The following is a 19,561-nucleotide window of genomic DNA, read 5'->3' on the forward strand; positions in this document are numbered from 1 at the left end:
GGGGGCTGGGGGGGATGCGGTTTCTATTCCCTACACCCTACACCCTACACCCTACACCCGCGCGCAGCGCTATAATTGTTAATTATGAACGTTCTCTCCGCCACCGTCTCCCAACTCCTCGAACTGATTTACAACATCATCTTTTTCGAGGTGGCGGGAATCCCCCTGATCGTGGTCTGGTTTATCGGCGGCGGCTTCACCTTTACCCTGTGGATGAAATTTGTCAATTTGCGGGGTTTCAAACACGCGATCGCCGTCGTTTTGGGGCGTTACGACGACCCGGAAGAGGAGGGGGAAGTCTCCCACTTTCAAGCCCTGGCAACAGCCTTATCTGCCACGGTGGGATTGGGAAATATCGCCGGAGTTTCCATCGCCATCGGTTTGGGGGGACCCGGGGCGGTGGTGTGGATGACGCTGGCCGGTTTTTTGGGGATGAGTAGCAAATTTGTCGAGTGCACCCTCGGCCAGAAATACCGCCAGATCAAGCCCGACGGCACGATCGCGGGGGGGCCGATGTACTACCTTTCCGCCGGTTTGGAGGAGTTGGGGCGAAAAAATCTGGGGCGGGTGCTGGCGGGAATGTTCGCTATTTTGGCGATCGCCAGTGCCTTGGGAAGTTCGAGCATTTTTCAGGCGAATCAATCGAAAGTGGCGGTGGCGCGGGTATTACCAATTTTAGCAGATCGGGGCTGGATTTATGGCTTGATATTGGTGTTTTTGGTGGGGTTGGTGATCGTCGGTGGCATCCGCCGGATCGCCCAGGTGACGGCGATTTTAGTTCCCGTGATGTGCGGGATTTACGTTTTGGCTGCGGTGTGGATTATCGGTGCAAATTGGGCAGCGATTCCGGATGCGATCGCGACCATTTTTAAGGGTGCATTCGTCCCTCAAGCGGCTGCGGGGGGTGTTTTGGGGGCATTAATTCAAGGGTTTCGGCGGGCGGCGTTTTCCAACGAGGCGGGGTTGGGAATTGCCGCGATCGCCCACTCGGCAGCGCGGACGGAGGAACCGGTGCGGGAGGGACTCGTCGCCACCCTGGAACCGTTTATCGACACGGTGATTATCTGCAACATGACGGCTTTGGTCATCATTATTACCGGGGCTTACAATAACCCCGAATGGGCGGATTTGGGGGGCGCAGAACTGACATCGGTTGCCTTCGGTTCGGTACTCGGATGGTTTCCGACGGTGTTGGCGATCGCGATATTTTGTTTCGCCTTTTCCACCGCGATCGCCTGGGGATATTACGGCGAACTGTGCTGGCGATACCTGCTGGGAGAACGGACGGCTATTATTTATAAATTACTGTTTTTGACCGCGATATTTTTGGGTACAATTGTCAATCCCCAAACCGTAATCCAATTCAGCGATGCCATGTATCTCACCATGTCAATTCCCAATTTATTGGGGCTGTATTTTCTCGCCCCGGGGGTGGCGGCGGATTTGCGAGACTATTGGGAACGGCTGCGATTGGGGAAATTTAAAGTGCGATCGGGTTGAAGATCCCCCCCAGCCCCCCTTGGTAAGGGGGGAGAAGAGTTCAAAGTCCTCTTTTTTTCAGGGTTGAATATCCCCCCCAGCCCCCCTTGGTAAGGGGGGAGAAGGGTTGAAAGTCCTCTTTTTTTCAGGGTTGAATATCCCCCCCAGCCCCCCTTGGTAAGGGGGGAGAAGGGTTCAAAGTCCCCCTTATTAAGGGGGATTTAGGGGGATCAGACTGTATCGCAGTAGACAGACAAGCGCTATAATTGCCCAGCGGTTCTATTCAACCGGCTGCGGTTGATTTCGCCGTTGCAACTCCTGTTTGATCAAACTTTGCAAGGACTCGGCATAATCGGCACTTCTCTCAGCAACACCGTGGATAAAGAAGATCAGCATGGCGATCGCGCGATTAATATCGTAATTTTTTACACTCAATTATATCATTCATTGTAGGGGCGCAAGGCTTGCGCCCAAATGCCGGGACAAATTTACGTTCCCGAATTGCCTTGAATCAGACAGGGTGCGGAAACCACCGTCAAATTATTGGTGGCAAAAATCGTGCAGCGATCGCGTTCCGACAACAAAATCGGCGGCGGTTCTGACAACAATTTTTCTTGGGCTTCTTCCGCCAAATCCTTCCACTGCACGAACCAGAGATTTTCGGTCATAAATTCCGCCTCAAACGCATCATTTTCTAATACAATAAAATCGACATTGTAGGTGTTAACAAAATCCTGCATTACTGCCACATCAGAGGTATAGTGGGCGCGGATAAAATCCTTCGCACGTCGCCGGATTTGACGGTAGTAACCGAGTTGGTAGGGAAGGGAATGTTCCCAGGAAATTAACACCGATCGCCGCCCGAAACTGGGGATGTTGTCCGCCTCGATCGCCAGGGTTGCAACCACCGTATCTTTGGGCTGATTTTGCAAGAACATATACAATCCAGATTCCGCCCCAATAATATAGTTTTTTCTGGGAAACGCACTTTTCCAAAATAGGGGCGGATAGAAGATAATTAAAATTCCGATAACCGCAATTAAACCGGCGGTAATTTTGGGGCGATCGCGCAGCTTTCTCAATCCGCAATCCAACAGCAGCATCAGGGCGATCGCAGTCGAAATAGCCAGAATAATTCGGAAACTGTGGCTGGTGTAGCGACTGGGTAGAAATAGCTTAAAAAGGAGGATATGGGCGGTAAAAAATAGGAAAATCGAAGATACCGTCAAATCGGCGATAACCGTTACCCCGTCATTAATCTGTTTTACCAACGGGAAGCGATCGCGAAATTTCAGCAACACCGGAAGCAGCAACCCCAACGCCAAAATTGGAGGATTAAACGAGAGGCGGAACCCGCTGCGGCTATTTTTAAACCAAAAACTCCAAAACGCATTTTCATAAAAAAACGGAACCCGCCCATCTTCCCCAAATTCCGGCCATAGTTTGGCTTCGGCGACGGTAATTGTCGGGCCGAATTCCGAAACGGAAGAAAGGTAGTAAAATATCACCGCGATCGCCACCGAAATACCGACACCAGAAATGATGTAATCCCGGCGATTCTGGGAAAAACGAAATAGCCAGCCGTACCAATTAATCGGCCACAAAACTAACACCCCGACACCCACTAACATCAACGGCCCATAACAGAGTCCCACTAACGCCGTACAGATGGCGACACCCACCCAAGATCGCCGCAATAGATAATAGAGAAATGCCATAAAAGTGGGATATAAAAACCCCGTACTGATGGCGGTGACGAGTTCCCCATTCAACCACAGATTTTGACTCAGAAGCAGCGACCCTAAAAAGCCCACAACAGGAATCGGAAGCAGGACAAAACAGACGGCAAAACAGTAAGCAGTCGTCACCAATCCCAGAACAACCGGCAGCAGTCTATTCAAAATCAGCGGTTCGATACCCAACCGCGCAAAAATCCTGTAAAATACACTCACACCCGGCGCGATCGCGGACTGGTAAAAATCCGCGATTAAATCATTGGGAAACAGTTCCGGATCGGAAAAACGCTGCATCCAAAAGAGATATTGTCGCGCATCGTCCATGATTATATATTCGCTGCTAAACGCCGTTTTCCAGACCGGAATGGCGAAGCTGACGGTAAATGCCAAACTCAGGAAAAACCAAAATAATGTCCGGGGACTGTAGGGGTTCGGTTCGGGTTGGGTGAGAACTTTTTCCAAGTGTTGAAGTATCGGGAAATTCATCGGGCGATCGCAAATTTTTACAGTCAATTGCAGGGTAGCAGGGGCAATCATCGGAGTCAATCCCCCGACGTGGCGAATTACAGTCCGAAAATCGGTGTACAATGGTGCATCGTCCGCAAGCTGAAAGACTCATAAACAGGGGGATCATGCAGCAACCGACAGTAGCCCAGGAGTGGAATTTAAACGCCGCGATCGCCGAAACATTAGCGACGGATGGCGGGCTCTCCGTGGTCATTCCCGCCTACAACGAGGAGGCCGCCATCGGCGATGTCGTCCGGGGCATGGTGGCGCTGCTAACGCCCACTGAATGCGAATTTGAGGTGATCGTCGTGGACGACTGTTCGAGCGATCGCACCGCCGAACTCGCCACCGCGGCGGGGGCCCGGGTCATCCGCCAAGCCCGGAACCGGGGTTACGGGGCGTCGCTGAAAATGGGGATGCGGCGGGCGAAATACGGATTGATTGCAATGGCGGACGCCGACGGACAACACGATGCCGACCAACTCGCCAATTTGCTGGCGGCTTTGGGGGAGGCAGATGTCGCGATCGGAACCCGCTACAAATCCCACGTTCCATTAGTTCGCAAACCCGGAAAATTGGTTTTAAAATGGGTGGCAAATTGGATCACCGGTTGGAACATTCCCGACCTCAATTCCGGCCTGCGGGTGATGCGTCGCGATGCGATTTTGGACTGCATCCACCTGGCACCGGACGGCTTTTCTTTCAGCACCACCACCACCATCGCCCTCATCCACCACGGAATGTTAATTCAGTGGGTTCCGATCCAAGTTCATCAGCGGGTGGGGCGCCCGAGTTCGGTGAAAGTGATTCGGGACGGGTTCAATACGATCCTGTTAATTATCCGCCTGGTGGTCATTTTCGCACCGCTTCGCGTGTTTTTGCCCGCCAGTGGCTTGTTATTTTTACTGGGTTTGATCAGTTCCGCGATCGGTATTATTCAAGAGCAAAATATCGCCGATCGCGATGTCATTATCCTATTGACCAGCATCATTATTTTCTTTTACGGAATCCTCGCCGATCAACTCTCCGCCATCCGCCGGGAACTGCGGGGATAAGCCGCCGATTGACTGAGGGCGAATGGCATTGAGGACGAATGACATTGAGGGCGAATGCCATTCGCCCCTACATTCAATTATTTTTGATATCAAATCCGGTCGAATATCCGCATCGCTTGGGAATCAATTCCCAAGCTAATAGCATAAATCCTCTCAAGAGGATTGGGAAGTTTGTGCGATTCAATAATCAAACGAGATACACGGGTCAATTCAAAGTCCCCCTTTTTAAGGGGGATTTAGGGGGATCGAAACGTATCTCAGTAGATAGACAACTGCTATATTTTTTATGAATCGCATCTGTAATCATGGATTGACTGTCTCGCCCCCAAACCCTCAATTCTGAAGGCTTAGATCGATCGCATTTTAACAAATCAAGTCATTAATTGTTCGTCAGCGGTGGTAACTGCAAAATTTCGGGTATCGCCGGTGATCCGGAATGGGTGCTGCCGGCGGGATATTTTACATCGATATATTGTTTCACGATCGGTTGAATTCTGAAGTGCGATCGCGCGTTTTTTGCGGGAGTTTCCAACCACGATCGCCGTCCCAAAGATTGTAACGCGATACCCAGCAAATCGGGACAGCTTTCGATCTGTTCCTGGAGTTGGGAAAGTGTCGCCAATTGCTGTTTGAGGGCTAGGGATACGACAACCCGTCTTTCCAACTCGGAAAGGCGATAAAATTGGCGATCCAGGGAGGCGATCGCATCGTCGCTCAAACACAGATCGTCATATCGCAAAAACTCCGAAACTCGCCCCCCAAATAAATCCCGGATCATCGTCGCCACACCCTGCAACCACAGCGGATTTCCCCGATAAATGTCGATCAGCGTATCCCAACTGTCGCGATCGCAAAGTCCCAAATGTTCCAAAAGTGCGATCGCCGATTTCCCCAAACCGCCCAATTGTAAAAAATGAACGGGAATATTATCTGCGATCGCCTCGGCGATTTCCACGGGAGGTTCCCAACCGTTCAGCAGCAAACAACTGTCGTGGTTGAACGTCGCCAGATGTCGGAACAGGATGCGATAATTTTCATATTCCGGCCGATAATGTCCCGCTAATTCGCCGCTGGAAAACACGCCTTGAACGTCGTCCAAAACGATTAAATATCGGCGCGATCGCAGACATTTCATCAACTCACAAAGCTGGCAGTCGAAGCGATCGAGCGGTGTCGGTTCGGGGCGATCGTCCAAAAATTGTAATAAGTCGGCGAGGAGATTTTCCGGCGTCGGGGAAAAGAATAAACTCCGCCAGATCACCCCGTCAAAATGGGATTGGATGCGATCGACGAGTTGGGCGGACAAGCTGGTTTTTCCCATCCCCGCCATTCCCAACACCATCGCCACCCGACAGCGTTCTTTCACAATCCAGGTTTCCAAAATGTCGAGTTCTTCCCCCCGTCCGTAGAAGGGTTCGGCGTCGGGCACCTCGTCGAGATCGAGGCGGGTGGGGGGGGTGGCGGTTGAGTCCGGCCGGGGGCGATCGCTTTTTTGGTGGGAAAAGTGGGAAAAGTGGGTTCGATCTAGGGCAGCCCGAAAGTTAGATTTCTTAACCTTCTCGCCCAGAACCCGCGACAGGATTTTCCACAGGATTGAAGCCACATCTTTAATATGACCTTCCGTACAGTGGACCCCGGCGGCAATCTCCGCATATTTCTGATTTTGGAGGGTTCCCCGCACGATCGCGGTCTGCAAGTTGTCGAGGTGCTCCCCCGTTTTCTCGAATACCAGCTCGTCAGTCAGCCTGACCGCATCTTGCCCATCCATGACTCGCAATATCTATCAGGATTTTACCATTGTACTCCCACCCAATCCGACTTTTCAAGACCCGGGGCGACTTCTTCCGACTTAATCCGACTTTTTTTCCGGTGAGCGATCGCCGACCCAATCCGACTTTCTCCGACTGACTAACCGGCACATATTAAACCATAATAGAAATAAGCCTTCATCGTCGCACCTCACCGATCGCTTTCGGCATTTAGAAAGAGTCGTCAGGAGAAAAAGAGAAGCTATGAAAATAAAATCGATCTCCAAAATTATCTTAGTGTTTTCCCTCGCTTGTCTGGCCTCCCTGTCAGTGGGTCAGACGGCGAGAGCGGAGAGAGTTTGTCAAGTCACCGACCCGACCGGAACGCCTCTCAACGTCCGCGAATACCCGAACGGAACCGTCATCAATGCCTTGCGGAATGGCCGAGAAGTCTACATCCACGACACCAGCAATGATGGCCGCTGGGTGAGGGTCGGCGGCTACTACAACGGTAGCTATAGAATGTGGGGTTGGGTTTTCAGAGAATATATTAGCTGCTACGACCGATAAGAGAATTTACCCCAATTGGAAAGACAACTCCGATCGCACCGTTGACCGGTGCGATTTTTGCGATCGAAACCGGCCGGGCAAATTCCCGACTTTTTCCGACTGAGTATAAAAAAAATCAGTTTTCGGCTTATACTGATAATTGATAGTCAGAAAAATTGATATTTCCGTGTATTTACGGATGGCATTTTTCCGACAATCTCATCTTAACAGACTTGCGTAATTTTACGGATCTCCCGGGGTAAAAAATATGACATCTTCAACCATTTCTCCCGCCCAAGCCAACCTCAAAATGGCCCTCTGGCAGATCGAAGCCGATTCGACGAGCAACACGGAACTTTACGTTTGGCTCAGTGACAGCGGACTGTCCCCGGAAGTCGCCCTCAGACTCCACGAAATGATGAGCCACACCCAAACAGTCGGTCAAAAAGTGTTCTCCGTCGGCAAAATTGTCCTGATCAAAATTATCGAATTTGTCAAAGATCATCCCTTTCTCGTGGCGGGTGTCGGCATCGGTGCGACCGTCGGAGCCGCCGTCGCCGGCATCATCACCGCCATTCCTTTCATCGGTCAACTTCTCGCTCCCATCGCCCTGGCTCTGGGAATCACCATTACCGCCGCCGGTGCAGTTTTCGGCCACAACATGGATCGTCGCTTCCAAGGAGTCGGGGAAGAGATCGTCGAAATCGCGACCATTTTCTTCAAGTTGGTTGCGGATGTTTTCAACGTCATCTTTCGCCATCCCGCGATCGCCTAATTTTTAAGGAGAGTTTAAAGATGTCCGATCCGAAATCGTTGACCAAAAATCAACTCGTCAAAGCCATTGAAAAATTGGAAAAAAATCCCTACGACAAACTCACCATCCTATCGGATTTGGGAATTGGCATCGTCGGTGCGGGGGCGGCGGGTTCGGCGGTGGCAGCCTTTGGCGGCACGTCCATTTTATTTGGATTGGTGACAGTCGCCCCACCCGTCGGATTGGTGGTCGGCGGTGCGGCGTTGGGTGCGGCTGCTCTCGTCGGCGTCAAACGGATCTTGATCGACGGCACGTTCAACGGGGGCAAAAAAGCGGAACTGCTCAAACAGATGAAAGAGCGGCTCACGGAAGTCGAAGCCAAAGAAAAATCCCACCAGTTGGACGAGAGTGATAAAACAAAATTTATCATCCTCTTGAAAGAACCCATCCGACAGAACTTGATCTCGCCCGAAGATGCTCAAGCTTTGATCGAAGGGGTCGAAAGCGGCCACCTGTCTCTCTCGGAAGGGATTCAAATGGTGCGGGACATTATCGAATCGGTCGATGTACAACCCGTCGAAACTCCCCAACAACCGAAACCTTCAGACGCATCCGACAAAATCGAATTTTCTACATTATTGGAAGATGCGGTCAAACGGAAACTAATTTCCTATCAGGAAGCCCGGGCCTTAATTGATGAAATCAAACGCGATCGCCTCTCTTTCCGAGATGGAATTAAAAAAGTTCGCGAGATGGTCGGAGTAAAAATCGGCGTTTGAGAATAAAAAAAGCAGCCCGAATGGGCTGCTTTCACTGGGAGAGATACTACAATTTAGGTTGTCGTGAAGCGGTTAACTGAAGGCGGGAACGGCACTCGCCGAAACCTGTGGCGTGCGATAATCGGCGACTTGAGCCGTTCCGGTTGTGTAAGAGATGCCACGATATTTCAATGTTTTGGGGGCAGAAATTTCCGGGACTTCTGCGGTATGGATGGAATAAGTTTGACCTCGGTATTTGGCAGTGATGCCGGTATCGACCGTTTCGATAGTCCCATGATTTTGGGTGTAAGAGATGCCACGGTAGGTGAGTTTCATGAGGTTGAATCCTCGAATCTATTCATGTTTCAATCATCTCTGATTTTCCCCCTGTCGGCTGTGACGAAAGTCCGCCGGATCGGTGAATTGACCGGCGCGATCGCGTGACGAAAACTGACGGTAATCTGCGACGTGACTCGGGGAGATGACGTGACGGCGCGATCGCTTTTCGGGTGACGGCGATCGCTTTTCGGCTGGGGGGAGGCGGAAACCGTCCCAGAAGATGAGAAAAAATACTTACTTTTTTACAAAAAATCGAGCGAGAGGGCGATCGGCAACGTCAGCCCGACTGAATCGCACAATTTCCCTCAAAACCAGTATTTAAAAGACTTCCAGGCTCAAAATCGACACTCCCGATTCTCGCTCCATTATCCCAAGTTGGCAGTTTTTTGTAAAGTTATGTAAAATAAATTGTTAAGAGATGTAAATTTTACTCAGCTACTATGGAACTCAAGCAAATTGAAACCTATATCGACAGTCCCAACCCCCAGGACCGCATGAGGGCGATCGTGGCGTTGAGACACCATTCCCCCGCCACAGTCGTCCCCCTATTGATGCGGCGGGTGTCGGACAAAGAATTTATCATCCGCTCCTTCGTGGCGATGGGGTTGGGGAACCAGCAGACGGAGGAAGCCTTCGCCGCGCTCATCGACCTGATCGAATACGACGGCGACTATAACGTAAGGGCCGAAGCCGCCAATTCCCTGCTCAAATACGGCGATCGCGCCCTCCCCGCCGTCGTTCAATTATTCGAGCGGGACACCAACTGGCTGGTGCGGCAGAGCATTTTAGCCGCCGTTTCGGAAGCCAATCGCCCCGCAATTCTCATCAAACTGTGTCGCTGGGGAATCGCCGGAGAAGATATCGTCGTCAAACAGGCCGCGATCGCCAATTTGGGGCGGTTGCACGGCACACCCCAGGCGGAAGAAGCCCTGGAAATCCTGCTCTCCCTCGCCACCGATGAAGCCGTGGAAGTGCGGGCACAAGTCGCCCGGGTCCTGGGATTTTTCCAGGAACCGGAAGCCCAAGCCGCCCTCATGGAACTGCGGAGCGATCGCGATTACCGAGTTATCGGCGCCTCTTTAGAAGCGTTGCTGTAAGATTCCGTTGTTGCGCTTGGGCGCTTTTCTGCGGAGCCCAAGCCCAACAACGGGTTTTTTAATCGGATTGGAATTTGACTCGGAAATCGCCCCGCTTGACAAATTCATCCAAATCCTCCAAACTCAGGGGTTCCGGGAGCGGATAGCGGGCGGAAATCAGACGTTTGAGATCGGTGTGGTAGCGGATCATCGACGCGAAATGTCGCGGGTATTTGTCCTCGGCGACGCCGACAAAACTGCCGCCCTTTTTCGCTTTTTGAAACACCTGCCGCCAGCGACCGATCGCGGGCAACCCCACCGAATCGACCCCGTGGGAAAATAACATCAAATAAATGTCCTCGTAGCGATCGCTATTATCCAAATAATTTTCCAGAACCCGCAGGGAAGATTCCGTGTTGAACGTCATCCAGAAAGGCACCGAACCCGTCCGCAGCGTCCACATCGGTTCCGTCAATAAAAACGATTCCACCAACAGGCGATTGGTCACGATCTGACGTTTTTCGTACCACCAACGATACAGTTGGGCCACTAAAGGACTCAGATCCGAAGGCTCATCGAAAATAATCCGCCGCACGCGATAGCCGTGCTGTTTGGCGAACCGCTCCACATCGTCCCGCAGAGACGGCTCGAACCCCCATTCCGCCTCGGGTCGATCGCCGTCCGGTTCGGGCCCCTTCCACCGGCGGCGGTGGGAGTTTTCGCGTACCAAATAGGCTTCGACGCGATCGCTCCCTTCCATAAATTCTTCCGGCGTCGCGCCCCCCAGGGCACCGAACTGAAAAATGTGGCGATCGCCGATTTCAACCGTCGGCCAGGTGCGCCGACATTCGATTAAAAATATCGTCCCCCCGGGCGGCAAATTCTCCCGCAAAAATCGCTCGTAACTCGCCCCCAACGTCAACCGCTTGACGCGAAAATAAGCCATGCCCTGACTCGTCAAACGATCTTGACAGGGATCGTGCATATGGTGTAATTTTAAATCGGGGTTATTTTCCAACAAAAAATCCGCCCACTTTCGACCCCAATCCAAAGCCTGTTTCGGTTCGTCAATATTGATCTCGCCCCCGTGGTTGACCGGAATCAAAAAAGTCTGGGGAAGCCAGGGCATATCCAACGCCGCGCAGAGGTTCACCAAAGCGCCGCAGGACGACCCGATCGCCACGGCGGGATAGGAGCGTTGGGGGTATTGATTCGCCATCCAATCGGCGACCACTTCCGATCGCACGTCCTGCAAATTTTCCGGCGCGATCGCCTCCCCCGCGCTGCCAGAAATGTACACTTGTTCTTGCAGCGATCGCGGCAACTGTTCCACCAGATCGGCGATCGGTTCAAAGGCGGACGGAACCACCCCGATACCGGGAAAATCTTCCCCCCGCAAATAAGCCGACGTCGCCCGCAGCATCCCGGAAGCCGAATCGAAGTTGGCGATGTAGGGCGGCGTAAAATTATTTTTGGCAAAAATTGAACTTAAAATCGGGTTCGTCGAGGGTGCTTTCATCGGATGGGTTCCTTTTCTTTTTGGCCATGAGATTGGGTGCCGCTGAGGAAGGCTCGGGCGACCCGGGCGACGGCGACGGGTTCTTTATAATTCAACGTGTGTCCTCCCCCTGCAATTTCGACATATTGGGCATCCGGCAAAAGATTGAAAACTTCTCGCGCCCATTCATAAGGGACGACCGGATCTTTTTCGCCCCGAACCACCAATGTCGGAACTCGGACACAGGGCAATTTCTCTTCGATCGCATCCGAAATCGCCAGATTAAAAGTCTGTAAAATGCGTCGAAAACCCGCTTTTTGATAATCTTCAATTTGAATCCCGGCCTGAGAAGACGCTTCATAGGGCGCATCCAGAATCAGACGCCAGAGCTGCTGGCCGAAGGTGCGGGCTGATCGATCAACCGTCGGACCCTGTAAAATCGCCCGTTCCAGGCGTTCGGGGTGGCGGACGGCGAATTCGACGATAATCTGGCAACCGAAGGAATTTCCCAGCATCGCGGCTTGTTGAATACCCGTCGCATCCATCCACCGGCAGAGGCTATCCGCGAGCCCCGATAAATCCAGCGGCGGTTCCGGTTTGTCGCTGTCGCCGTAACCGGGCAAGTCGGGGATGTAAACGCGATAATCCGGTGCCAACTGTTCCCCCGTGGGCACCATGTAGCGCCCCGAGAGTCCCGCACCGTGTACCAAAATGACGGCGGGCGCACCCGGCGGCGCGATATCTTCCGATCGCCGGTCGTAGATAGATAAACCCTTAACAATTGTATATTGACCCTGCAATTTTCCCCTTTGTCTCGTTTTTCCGGGGTCGAGGCGATCGCCCGTTACCCTGCCACCAATTCTCCCGACGGGCGAGAATTCGAGCATCTGCCGCCGGGAAGAGATTCGGAGCGAAAATCAGTTCGCCCCGGCAATTCTAAAGAGAATTGACGCATTATTCCGAACCGGAGAGATTTGGAGCTTTAATAAACCCAGAAAACTGGATTTCTCGAACCGGTCACAAGCGATGAACTTCTGGAAATCGACCCTCCCGACGATCGCCCTCATTTCCACGATCGCCTATTTCCCCCTCTCCCCAAGTGCGATCGGCCAGACCCCGGAACAGCGGGAAGCGATCGAAGCCGCCACCATTGCCGTCGTCCGACAACCCGGACGCCCCACCCCCACCGTCGAGAAAATCACCCTCGTCGGCGAATACGGCCTGGTTTCCTGGCTGATGGGAGAAGCCGGGGGAATGGTGGCACTCATCGCGCGCGGCGGCACCTGGGAAGCGATCGTCCTCCCCGGCGGCCTCCCCTCCCCGGACGATCTCAGTCAAGCCACCGGCATCCCCGCAGATGTCGCCGCCCAACTGCTTTCAAATCATTAACGGGAGTCGGGGGGCGGAGGAAGCTTCGGTAAGCGGAGGAAGCTTCGGTAAGCGGAGGAAGCTTCGGTAAGCGGAGGAAGCTTCGGTAAGCGGAGGTTGAATTGGGGGTGGGCAGGCGCGGAGGCAGAGCCCCTACAATCTAAAATCAGGGCGCAAGCCAGGGGCCCCTACAATCCCGACACCCGACACCCGACACCCGACACCCTAATTCCGATATAATAATCCGGCAGTTTCAACACGAACCGCTTCGGATGGCCGACATTCCCCAATCTGCGACTGAACTGGCTGAAGTTCTCACCGAATTGAGCGACCTCAACTTTGAACTCCCCGACCCCGAGGACGAGGGGGTTTCCGAGCACGAGTTCGCGAACCAGGTGGACACGGCCTGGAAAGTGTGCGATCGCTTCGACTTGCAGACGGAGATCTGGCGGGGGCGGATTCTGCGGGCCATCCGCGATCGCGAGAAACGGGGGGGCGAAGGCCGGGGCTCGGGGTTCCTCAACTGGCTCAAACAGCGGGAAATCAGCAAAAGTCAGGCCTACGCCTTAATTGAACTGGCCAACAGCGCCGACTCCCTCCTCGCCCAGGGACACCTCAACCCCGAGGCGATCAACAATTTCAGCAAGCGGGCCTTCGTGGAAACGGCCAAATCTCCCCCAGAAGTGCAGCAGATGGTCAGCGACGTCGCCTGTCAGGGCGATCGCATCACCCGCCGGGAAGTCCGCCAGATGGCCGACGAGTGGACGGCGATGAGCTCCGATCTGGTCCCCGACGAGGTGCGGGAAAAGGCCGTCGCCGGGTCGATGCCGCCCCGCTACCTGGCGCCGCTGGTGCGGGAAATGGAGAAGTTGCCGGATGCCCACATTGGGGAAATTCAGCGGGAGATGAAAGCGAGTCCCGACGTCGATACAGTCCGTCAGTTGACCTCCGAAGCCCGCAACTTGTCCAAATATTTGGACGCCGCCGCCCAGGTTCAGGCCTTGAACCAGTCCTCGGTGGATGTGGAAATGGCTTTGGAAGAGGCCCTGCGGGTCGGATGCCTGAGTACCGCTTCGGATCTGGTCAAACAGGCGACCCAGTTGGAACAGAGCATCGTCAAACTGCACGCCACCTGGCGGCGGGTGGGGAGTCTCGCCGATCGCCTCTATGTGGATACAGGGGCCAGCACCCCCCACCTGCGATCGCTCCTGAATTGCCTGGAACAGTTGGCGGGTCAGGTATTGGAAGTGAATTTGGGCGAGAGTGACGAGGGGCGGATTCGCCTACAAATTCTGTCGGATGGCGAATAGCGATCGGGGGAATGCCGAACGATTGAAACCCCCCAATTTTATCGCCCGGTTAATCGGAGATTAAAATTTGGTTAATTCCGGCGCGATCGCCCGAGAGTCGAAAATCGATATGATAAACTTCTAAGTAGAATAATAAATTGTCTGTCCGTTGATTTTGATTGGGGCGGGCAAAATCAGCGATCGGTTATTTGGCAGTGTGAAATAGTTCGTCAAATTTCGCTCCGCTCAAAGCCCCCAGAATTGGGGGTTTGGGGGCAAGATATTTTCAAAATGATTTCAGATGGCTATTTCTTTTTTCATCAAGTCATCGATGACATCTGGGTTGAAAAGGTTCTCCATCGCCGGCGAGAAGAATCGAGGTACAGTTCGGATGTCCGCCTTCCTCACTCGGTAGCATCTACGGGAATTGAGTTGACAGCGATCGCCGAAAAAATTGGGTCAAAAAAAACTTAATGATGAACGTATGTTCTCAAGGCTCCCCTTTTATGCCTGCCTCCCTATTTTCCCCCCAAAATCTCCGTTTAGATTCTAGCTTACAAGAACTGTCCCTGTACGAATGTCAGGTCGATGTCGATGCGGTGGGGATGGTTCTGTCTCATATCTTTGAAACCAATCCCGGCATTCCGGGGGTGATTTTGAAGTGCGATCGCGAGTTCGTCGGCATGATTTCCCGGCGGCGATTTTTGGAACGCCTCAGCCGTCCCTACGGGCGAGAATTGTTCCTGACGCGATCGATTCGCGCCCTGTATCGGTTCGCCCAAATTGAACTGATGATGCTTCCCGGAGACACCCCCATCGTCGATGCCGCGCACCAAGCCATCCGGCGATCGCCCGGACACATTTACGAACCCATCGTCGTTCAAATTTCCCCCGAAGATTACCGCCTCTTAGATACCCAACAATTATTGATCGTTCAATCCTACATCCACCAACTCGCCACGGAATTACTTCGCCAACAAACCCAGTCCCAACTGATTCAATCCGAAAAATTGGCGAGTCTCGGACAGATGGTGGCGGGAGTCGCCCACGAAATTCGGAATCCCGTCGGCTGCATCGTCGGAAATACCCACTGCCTCTCCAATTACTACGAAGATTTGATGGAATTGATCAACACCTATGAAGAAGAAAGGACGGCCTCCAACGGGCGGATCGAAGAAGTCAAAGAAGAAATAGATTTTGATTTTTTGAAAACTGACTTATTCGAGATGATTCGCAGCATCCAAGTGTCTTCGGAGCGGTTGAATTCCCTGGTCAACAGCCTGCGAAGTTTTTCCCACATGGATCAGAATAACCGGCGAGAAACGGACATTCACGAATGTTTAGAAAGCACCCTTTTGATTTTGAAAAATCGCCTAAAAATGGGCATAAAAGTCATCAAGAATTATGGTAAAATACCGCAATTTTTGTGCTATTCAGGATTGCTAAGTCAGGTGTTTATGAACCTGATCGCCAACGCGATCGATGCCGTGGAAGAGAACGCGAAAAGCGGAAAAGAATCCGGAAAAATTTGGATTTCGACCCACATCTTAGACGGATTTCCGCCCGAGTCGCGATCGCTCCAAATTCCCCCCGAACCCGAAATTGAAATTCCCCCATCAGCCTTGACGAAAAATATTCGCTGCATCGTCATCCGCATCGCCGACAACGGCTGTGGCATCCCCCCGGAAATTCAACATCGCATTTTCGAGAACTTTTTTACCACCAAATCCGCCGAAAAAGGCACGGGTTTGGGACTGGCGATCAGCCATCAGATCGTCCAAGAAAAGCACGGCGGCAGTCTCAACCTGCGATCGCTCCCCGGAGTGGGTACGGAATTTGAAATCGTTTTACCGTTTATGTGATAACAATTAACAATTAACAATTAACAATTACTGAAATTTTCAAGTCTATGCCATACAGATTTCAACTTTAAGTCCCCATCCCCCCCTACCCCCCCTTTGTAAGGGGGGAGATCAGGGGGGATAATGGCGGATCGAACCGTATCGAAGCAGAGCGACAACTGCTATAATTCTCGGATTTCCGTTTTGTGTTTTCTGAGCTAGAATGGTGGGATGGGACATTAACGATGATTCGACTTCCGATCCAGGACGGCATTTATCACTATCGTTCCTCAACCCCTCAAATTTCCATGCACAGACGGCAATTTTTGCGATTTTTGACCGGCTTCGGAACCGGCGCGATCGCCTCCTTTGGAAGTCGCGGTTGGGTCGCCAGAAGCCTCGCCGCGACACCCAATTCAAAGCGGTTGGTCCTGTTATTTTTGCGGGGGGGAATTGACGGACTCAGCGTCGTCGTCCCCCACGGCGAAACCGACTATTACCAAGCCCGACCCGCGATCGCCCTCCCCCAACCCGACAAAGACGGCGGCGTTCTCGACTTGGACGGACAATTCGGCCTGCACCCGTCCCTGGCCTCCCTGCTGCCCCTGTGGGAACAGGGAACCCTGGCCTTCGTCCACGCCTGCGGGTCCGCCGACCCCACGCGATCGCACTTCGACGCCCAACATTATCTGGAAGTGGGCACCCCCGGAAACAAAAAGACCCCCGACGGGTGGATGAACCGCCTGCTGGGCGTCTTGCCGGGACAGACCCCCGTGGAGGCCGTCAGCGTCGGCCAGTCCATCTCCCCCATCCTCTCCGGGTCCGAACCCGCCAGCAACATCTCCCTCGGACGCCACGCCGCCCGCAAACTGCCCATCGATCGCGATAACGTCCGCACCGCCTTCGACCGCCTCTACACCGACGACGACCCCCTCAGCGTCGCCTATCGGGAGGGTAGAACCGCCCGCGATCGCCTCCTGAAGGAACTCGAAGCCGAAATGGAAGCCGCCAACAACGGCGCCCCCCTCCCCGCCGGCTTCGCCGGAGACGCCCGACAACTGGCCGGTTTGATGGCCCGCGACCCGCAAATCCAACTCGCCTTCATGGACCTGGGCGGATGGGATACCCACGTCAACCAGGGTTCGACCCGGGGAATCTTGGCGAACCGCCTCAAAAGACTCGGCGAAGGGGTGGCGACTTTAGTCGAAAGCCTGGGAGAAACCTACGCCGACACAACAATAATTGTCATGTCGGAATTCGGACGCACCGTGCGGGAAAACGGCAACGGCGGCACCGATCACGGCCACGGTAATGTCATGTGGGTGTCGGGCGGTTCGGTGCGCGGCGGCAAAGTGTACGGCACCTGGCCGGGCCTGTCGGAGGATGAATTGTACGAAGGCCGGGATCTCGCCGTCACCACCGATTTTCGCGACATCCTCGCCGCCATCCTGACCTCCCAATTTCAACTGACCTCCACCCAATTAAACCGCGTCTTCCCCGACTACAATTTCGCCGGAAATTTTGCGATCGATTAGAACGCCGCGCGCGGAATGGGGAGTAGGGAATGAAATCACCTTTAAACGGTGGTTAACGGCGGCTATCGGGTCCAGCCGCACCTCCTCGCCTCCTAAAACGGCCATTGCCCCCCGAGACGCTGAACGTAGTGCGACAGGGGTTGATCGACACCAAAAGCCATCTTGAGTATATTTTGGGCTAAATCACACTTATAGTGTGTAGATTTTGACGGGGATCGGCCGTATCCTGACGTCGTGATACCAAATCCAGAGCTTAAAAAATTGGGTCAAAACATTCGCAACCTGAGAAAAGCGAAGGATCTGTCTCAAGAACAATTAGCCGAACTCTCAGGCCTTCACCGCAACTATATTGGTGGGATAGAAAGGGGGGAGAGAAACGTAGCAATATTGAATATCCTACGCATTGCCCGGGCTTTGGAAGTGTCACCCGGTGAACTTTTGAAGGGGCTTGAATAAATGGAGTCTCCATATGAGGGAATTCCGGTTTCTGATTGGGAATCCAAGACCCGAGAGCTGATCGGGCAACATCCTCTCGACCCGGATGAAATCTACGAAGTGATCGTTCAAGTTTGGAGAGAAATCTTTGAATCTAACTTGACCAGCAGGGGGTATCGGATTGGGGTTGATTTGTTTCCGCGTCCTCAAATTATGGGATTTTTTCTGCACGAACTGATTCCCTTGGAATTTTCTAACCGTTATCCTGGAATCTGGAGGCGTGAGGAAAATGATTTTGAAAAAGATTTGGTCTATCTTCCCAACAACTACTTTTCCATAGAAATCAAAACCTCATCGAGTAAACGGAGTACCTATGGAAATCGTAGTTATGCTCAAAAACGGACGGCAGGTGCCAAGCAAAAAAAAGATAAATCGGGATATTATCTAGTAATTAATTTTCAGAAATTTGACAAGGAGCGATCCGAAACTCAGATTCCAGACATCAATTTGATCCGGTTTGGATGGATCGATTTTTTGGATTGGCAAGGTCAAGCGTCTGCCACCGGACAACAGGCTCGATTAAATCCCAATGTCGAGAAATACAAACTCCTCAAATTGCCCCTTTAATCGATTTTACTGACCTTTTTCTAGAACAGCGAAAGTTGGGATGCTTGAATTTGCTGTTGAGTCAAAAAATTATCAATTCTGTCGGCCGCAATTTTGCAGTAATCCTCTCTAATCTCAAAACCGATAACAGGACGCTGCAACTCCAAGGCGACAACTGCAGTCGTTCCCGAACCCATAAAGGGATCGATCGCAATTTCGCGGGGATTGGATGAAGCTTTGATAATTCGCGAGATCACCGCAGTCGGAAATTGTGCGGGGTGGGGCGTTCTTTCTTTCGAGGCTCTTTGAGTTCCGGAGGTAACTTTTGGAAGTTCCCAAACATCTGTCGGATTTTTTCCGAGAGGGTTGACTTTCAACTTGCCATTCTTTTTTTGATTGGGATATTTGACATTGCGATCGCGCACGTCATCCAAATTAAACGTATAATTTTCGCTATCTTTGACATACCACAAAAATTTCTCGTTGCGGGGTGAAAAAAATTTCCGCCCCGCAACACCGGCACCGTAGTTCCAAACAATTTCTTGAATGAGATAAAAGGGGACTTTATCCCAAAGCAGATAGGGAATGGGAATACTTTTGGCGCGATCGGGAATTGACAGATAGCCCAAGTTGAGCCAAAAAGCGCCGTCGGGTCGGGTGAGGCGATAAATTTCTGTAATCCACTGTTGACACCAATTTAAGTAATCTGACAAAGGCTGTTTCTGTTCATATTCTTTACCAATGTTATAAGGGGGACTGGTGACGGTGAGCGCCACCCATTCATCGGGCAGATAGCTCATGGCTTCCAAACAATCCAGGTGATAAATCAGGCAATTTTGAGCCTGGAAGTAGGGAGTTCCTAAAATCCGAACAATCTGATTGAACATGATCTTGAAGGGTCATCGGCTCCGATTGGCTTTGAGGAGCGATCGCCCCACCTCGGGGAATTGTAGACCATTTTCCGACACTCGATCGTCAATAAAATTCG

The 19,561-nt window shown here is 52.5% G+C and carries 19 protein-coding genes; 12 read left to right on the top strand and 7 right to left on the bottom strand.

Translation table 11 applies throughout. The annotated features are described in order from the left end of the window. Positions 1 to 84: 84 nt before the first annotated feature. A complete protein-coding gene (locus tag AC0QHF_RS20800) occupies positions 85 to 1,500 on the top strand; it encodes an alanine/glycine:cation symporter family protein (protein WP_324706154.1) in 1,416 nt (471 codons plus the stop codon). A gap of 258 nt (positions 1,501 to 1,758) precedes the next feature. Here AC0QHF_RS20800 and AC0QHF_RS20805 read toward each other — a convergent pair whose 3' ends face one another. Both AC0QHF_RS20805 and AC0QHF_RS20810 read right to left on the bottom strand, forming a co-directional pair. Then, entirely contained in the window at positions 1,759 to 1,914 is a 156-nt protein-coding gene (locus tag AC0QHF_RS20805; protein ID WP_324706155.1) for a hypothetical protein, read from the bottom strand. 53 nt (positions 1,915 to 1,967) lie between these two features. Continuing rightward, complete coding sequence (locus AC0QHF_RS20810; RefSeq protein ID WP_324706156.1) at positions 1,968 to 3,752, bottom strand: hypothetical protein; 1,785 nt, start codon at positions 3,750 to 3,752, stop codon at positions 1,968 to 1,970. Positions 3,753 to 3,847: 95 nt separating this feature from the next. Here AC0QHF_RS20810 and AC0QHF_RS20815 point away from each other — a divergent pair, with 95 nt between their 5' ends. Then, entirely contained in the window at positions 3,848 to 4,777 is a 930-nt protein-coding gene (locus AC0QHF_RS20815; RefSeq protein WP_324706157.1) for a glycosyltransferase family 2 protein, read from the top strand. Between the two features lie 379 nt (positions 4,778 to 5,156). Here the strand turns inward: AC0QHF_RS20815 and AC0QHF_RS20820 are convergent, their stop codons facing one another. Continuing rightward, positions 5,157 to 6,545 carry a helix-turn-helix domain-containing protein gene (locus AC0QHF_RS20820; protein WP_324706158.1) on the bottom strand — a complete coding sequence of 463 codons (1,389 nt, stop codon included), beginning with the start codon at positions 6,543 to 6,545 and terminating at the stop codon, positions 5,157 to 5,159. A gap of 244 nt (positions 6,546 to 6,789) precedes the next feature. Between AC0QHF_RS20820 and AC0QHF_RS20825 the strand changes: the two genes are divergently transcribed. The 3 genes from AC0QHF_RS20825 (at position 6,790) to AC0QHF_RS20835 (ending at position 8,607) form a co-directional block, all read left to right on the top strand. Beyond that, positions 6,790 to 7,095, top strand: a complete 306-nt coding sequence (locus AC0QHF_RS20825; RefSeq protein WP_324706159.1) for an SH3 domain-containing protein — start codon at positions 6,790 to 6,792, stop codon at positions 7,093 to 7,095. Positions 7,096 to 7,342: 247 nt separating this feature from the next. After that, positions 7,343 to 7,849: a hypothetical protein gene (locus AC0QHF_RS20830; protein ID WP_324706160.1), complete on the top strand. Its 507-nt coding sequence runs from the start codon at positions 7,343 to 7,345 to the stop codon at positions 7,847 to 7,849. Positions 7,850 to 7,869: 20 nt separating this feature from the next. Then, a complete protein-coding gene (locus AC0QHF_RS20835; RefSeq protein ID WP_324706161.1) occupies positions 7,870 to 8,607 on the top strand; it encodes a hypothetical protein in 738 nt (245 codons plus the stop codon). 72 nt (positions 8,608 to 8,679) lie between these two features. Here AC0QHF_RS20835 and AC0QHF_RS20840 read toward each other — a convergent pair whose 3' ends face one another. Beyond that, a complete protein-coding gene (locus AC0QHF_RS20840; RefSeq protein ID WP_324706162.1) occupies positions 8,680 to 8,922 on the bottom strand; it encodes a DUF4278 domain-containing protein in 243 nt (80 codons plus the stop codon). A gap of 443 nt (positions 8,923 to 9,365) precedes the next feature. Between AC0QHF_RS20840 and AC0QHF_RS20845 the strand changes: the two genes are divergently transcribed. After that, on the top strand, positions 9,366 to 10,022 hold the full coding sequence (locus tag AC0QHF_RS20845) for a HEAT repeat domain-containing protein (protein WP_324706163.1): 657 nt from the start codon (positions 9,366 to 9,368) through the stop codon (positions 10,020 to 10,022). A gap of 58 nt (positions 10,023 to 10,080) precedes the next feature. Here the strand turns inward: AC0QHF_RS20845 and AC0QHF_RS20850 are convergent, their stop codons facing one another. Then, positions 10,081 to 11,520: a hypothetical protein gene (locus AC0QHF_RS20850; protein WP_324706164.1), complete on the bottom strand. Its 1,440-nt coding sequence runs from the start codon at positions 11,518 to 11,520 to the stop codon at positions 10,081 to 10,083. After that, positions 11,517 to 12,386, bottom strand: a complete 870-nt coding sequence (locus tag AC0QHF_RS20855; protein WP_324706165.1) for an alpha/beta fold hydrolase — start codon at positions 12,384 to 12,386, stop codon at positions 11,517 to 11,519. The genes AC0QHF_RS20850 and AC0QHF_RS20855 overlap by 4 nt, the downstream gene beginning before the upstream one ends. Positions 12,387 to 12,525: 139 nt before the next feature. On the opposite strand from AC0QHF_RS20855, the gene AC0QHF_RS20860 reads away from it, so the two are divergent. From AC0QHF_RS20860 to AC0QHF_RS20885, 6 genes are all read left to right on the top strand, one after another. Further along, positions 12,526 to 12,888: a hypothetical protein gene (locus AC0QHF_RS20860; protein WP_324706166.1), complete on the top strand. Its 363-nt coding sequence runs from the start codon at positions 12,526 to 12,528 to the stop codon at positions 12,886 to 12,888. Positions 12,889 to 13,139: 251 nt separating this feature from the next. Beyond that, a complete protein-coding gene (locus AC0QHF_RS20865; RefSeq protein WP_324706167.1) occupies positions 13,140 to 14,177 on the top strand; it encodes a hypothetical protein in 1,038 nt (345 codons plus the stop codon). A gap of 455 nt (positions 14,178 to 14,632) precedes the next feature. Beyond that, positions 14,633 to 16,018 (top strand): sensor histidine kinase, encoded by a 1,386-nt coding sequence (locus tag AC0QHF_RS20870; protein WP_375341454.1) that lies wholly within the window; start codon positions 14,633 to 14,635, stop codon positions 16,016 to 16,018. Between the two features lie 224 nt (positions 16,019 to 16,242). Then, on the top strand, positions 16,243 to 17,532 hold the full coding sequence (locus AC0QHF_RS20875) for a DUF1501 domain-containing protein (protein ID WP_375341452.1): 1,290 nt from the start codon (positions 16,243 to 16,245) through the stop codon (positions 17,530 to 17,532). Between the two features lie 234 nt (positions 17,533 to 17,766). Continuing rightward, positions 17,767 to 17,988 carry a helix-turn-helix domain-containing protein gene (locus AC0QHF_RS20880; protein ID WP_324706169.1) on the top strand — a complete coding sequence of 74 codons (222 nt, stop codon included), beginning with the start codon at positions 17,767 to 17,769 and terminating at the stop codon, positions 17,986 to 17,988. Next, positions 17,989 to 18,594, top strand: coding sequence for a ScaI family restriction endonuclease (locus AC0QHF_RS20885; protein ID WP_324706170.1), 606 nt, complete (start codon positions 17,989 to 17,991; stop codon positions 18,592 to 18,594). It begins immediately after the preceding gene. A gap of 20 nt (positions 18,595 to 18,614) precedes the next feature. On the opposite strand, the gene AC0QHF_RS20890 is transcribed toward AC0QHF_RS20885, so the two are convergent. Next, positions 18,615 to 19,460, bottom strand: a complete 846-nt coding sequence (locus AC0QHF_RS20890; protein WP_324706171.1) for a DNA-methyltransferase — start codon at positions 19,458 to 19,460, stop codon at positions 18,615 to 18,617. Positions 19,461 to 19,561: the final 101 nt, after the last annotated feature.

Source organism: Lyngbya sp. CCY1209 (assembly GCF_055795065.1).

Bases quoted from the DNA above. Each gene is read 5' to 3' on its own strand.
- AC0QHF_RS20800 (WP_324706154.1), top strand. From the start codon at position 85: ATGAACGTTCTCTCCGCCACCGTCTCCCAACTCCTCGAACTGATTTAC.
- AC0QHF_RS20810 (WP_324706156.1), bottom strand. From the start codon at position 3,752: ATGATTGCCCCTGCTACCCTGCAATTGACTGTAAAAATTTGCGATCGC.
- AC0QHF_RS20815 (WP_324706157.1), top strand. From the start codon at position 3,848: ATGCAGCAACCGACAGTAGCCCAGGAGTGGAATTTAAACGCCGCGATC.
- AC0QHF_RS20820 (WP_324706158.1), bottom strand. From the start codon at position 6,545: ATGGATGGGCAAGATGCGGTCAGGCTGACTGACGAGCTGGTATTCGAG.
- AC0QHF_RS20825 (WP_324706159.1), top strand. From the start codon at position 6,790: ATGAAAATAAAATCGATCTCCAAAATTATCTTAGTGTTTTCCCTCGCT.
- AC0QHF_RS20830 (WP_324706160.1), top strand. From the start codon at position 7,343: ATGACATCTTCAACCATTTCTCCCGCCCAAGCCAACCTCAAAATGGCC.
- AC0QHF_RS20835 (WP_324706161.1), top strand. From the start codon at position 7,870: ATGTCCGATCCGAAATCGTTGACCAAAAATCAACTCGTCAAAGCCATT.
- AC0QHF_RS20840 (WP_324706162.1), bottom strand. From the start codon at position 8,922: ATGAAACTCACCTACCGTGGCATCTCTTACACCCAAAATCATGGGACT.
- AC0QHF_RS20845 (WP_324706163.1), top strand. From the start codon at position 9,366: ATGGAACTCAAGCAAATTGAAACCTATATCGACAGTCCCAACCCCCAG.
- AC0QHF_RS20850 (WP_324706164.1), bottom strand. From the start codon at position 11,520: ATGAAAGCACCCTCGACGAACCCGATTTTAAGTTCAATTTTTGCCAAA.
- AC0QHF_RS20855 (WP_324706165.1), bottom strand. From the start codon at position 12,386: ATGCTCGAATTCTCGCCCGTCGGGAGAATTGGTGGCAGGGTAACGGGC.
- AC0QHF_RS20860 (WP_324706166.1), top strand. From the start codon at position 12,526: ATGAACTTCTGGAAATCGACCCTCCCGACGATCGCCCTCATTTCCACG.
- AC0QHF_RS20865 (WP_324706167.1), top strand. From the start codon at position 13,140: ATGGCCGACATTCCCCAATCTGCGACTGAACTGGCTGAAGTTCTCACC.
- AC0QHF_RS20870 (WP_375341454.1), top strand. From the start codon at position 14,633: ATGAACGTATGTTCTCAAGGCTCCCCTTTTATGCCTGCCTCCCTATTT.
- AC0QHF_RS20875 (WP_375341452.1), top strand. From the start codon at position 16,243: ATGATTCGACTTCCGATCCAGGACGGCATTTATCACTATCGTTCCTCA.
- AC0QHF_RS20885 (WP_324706170.1), top strand. From the start codon at position 17,989: ATGGAGTCTCCATATGAGGGAATTCCGGTTTCTGATTGGGAATCCAAG.
- AC0QHF_RS20890 (WP_324706171.1), bottom strand. From the start codon at position 19,460: ATGTTCAATCAGATTGTTCGGATTTTAGGAACTCCCTACTTCCAGGCT.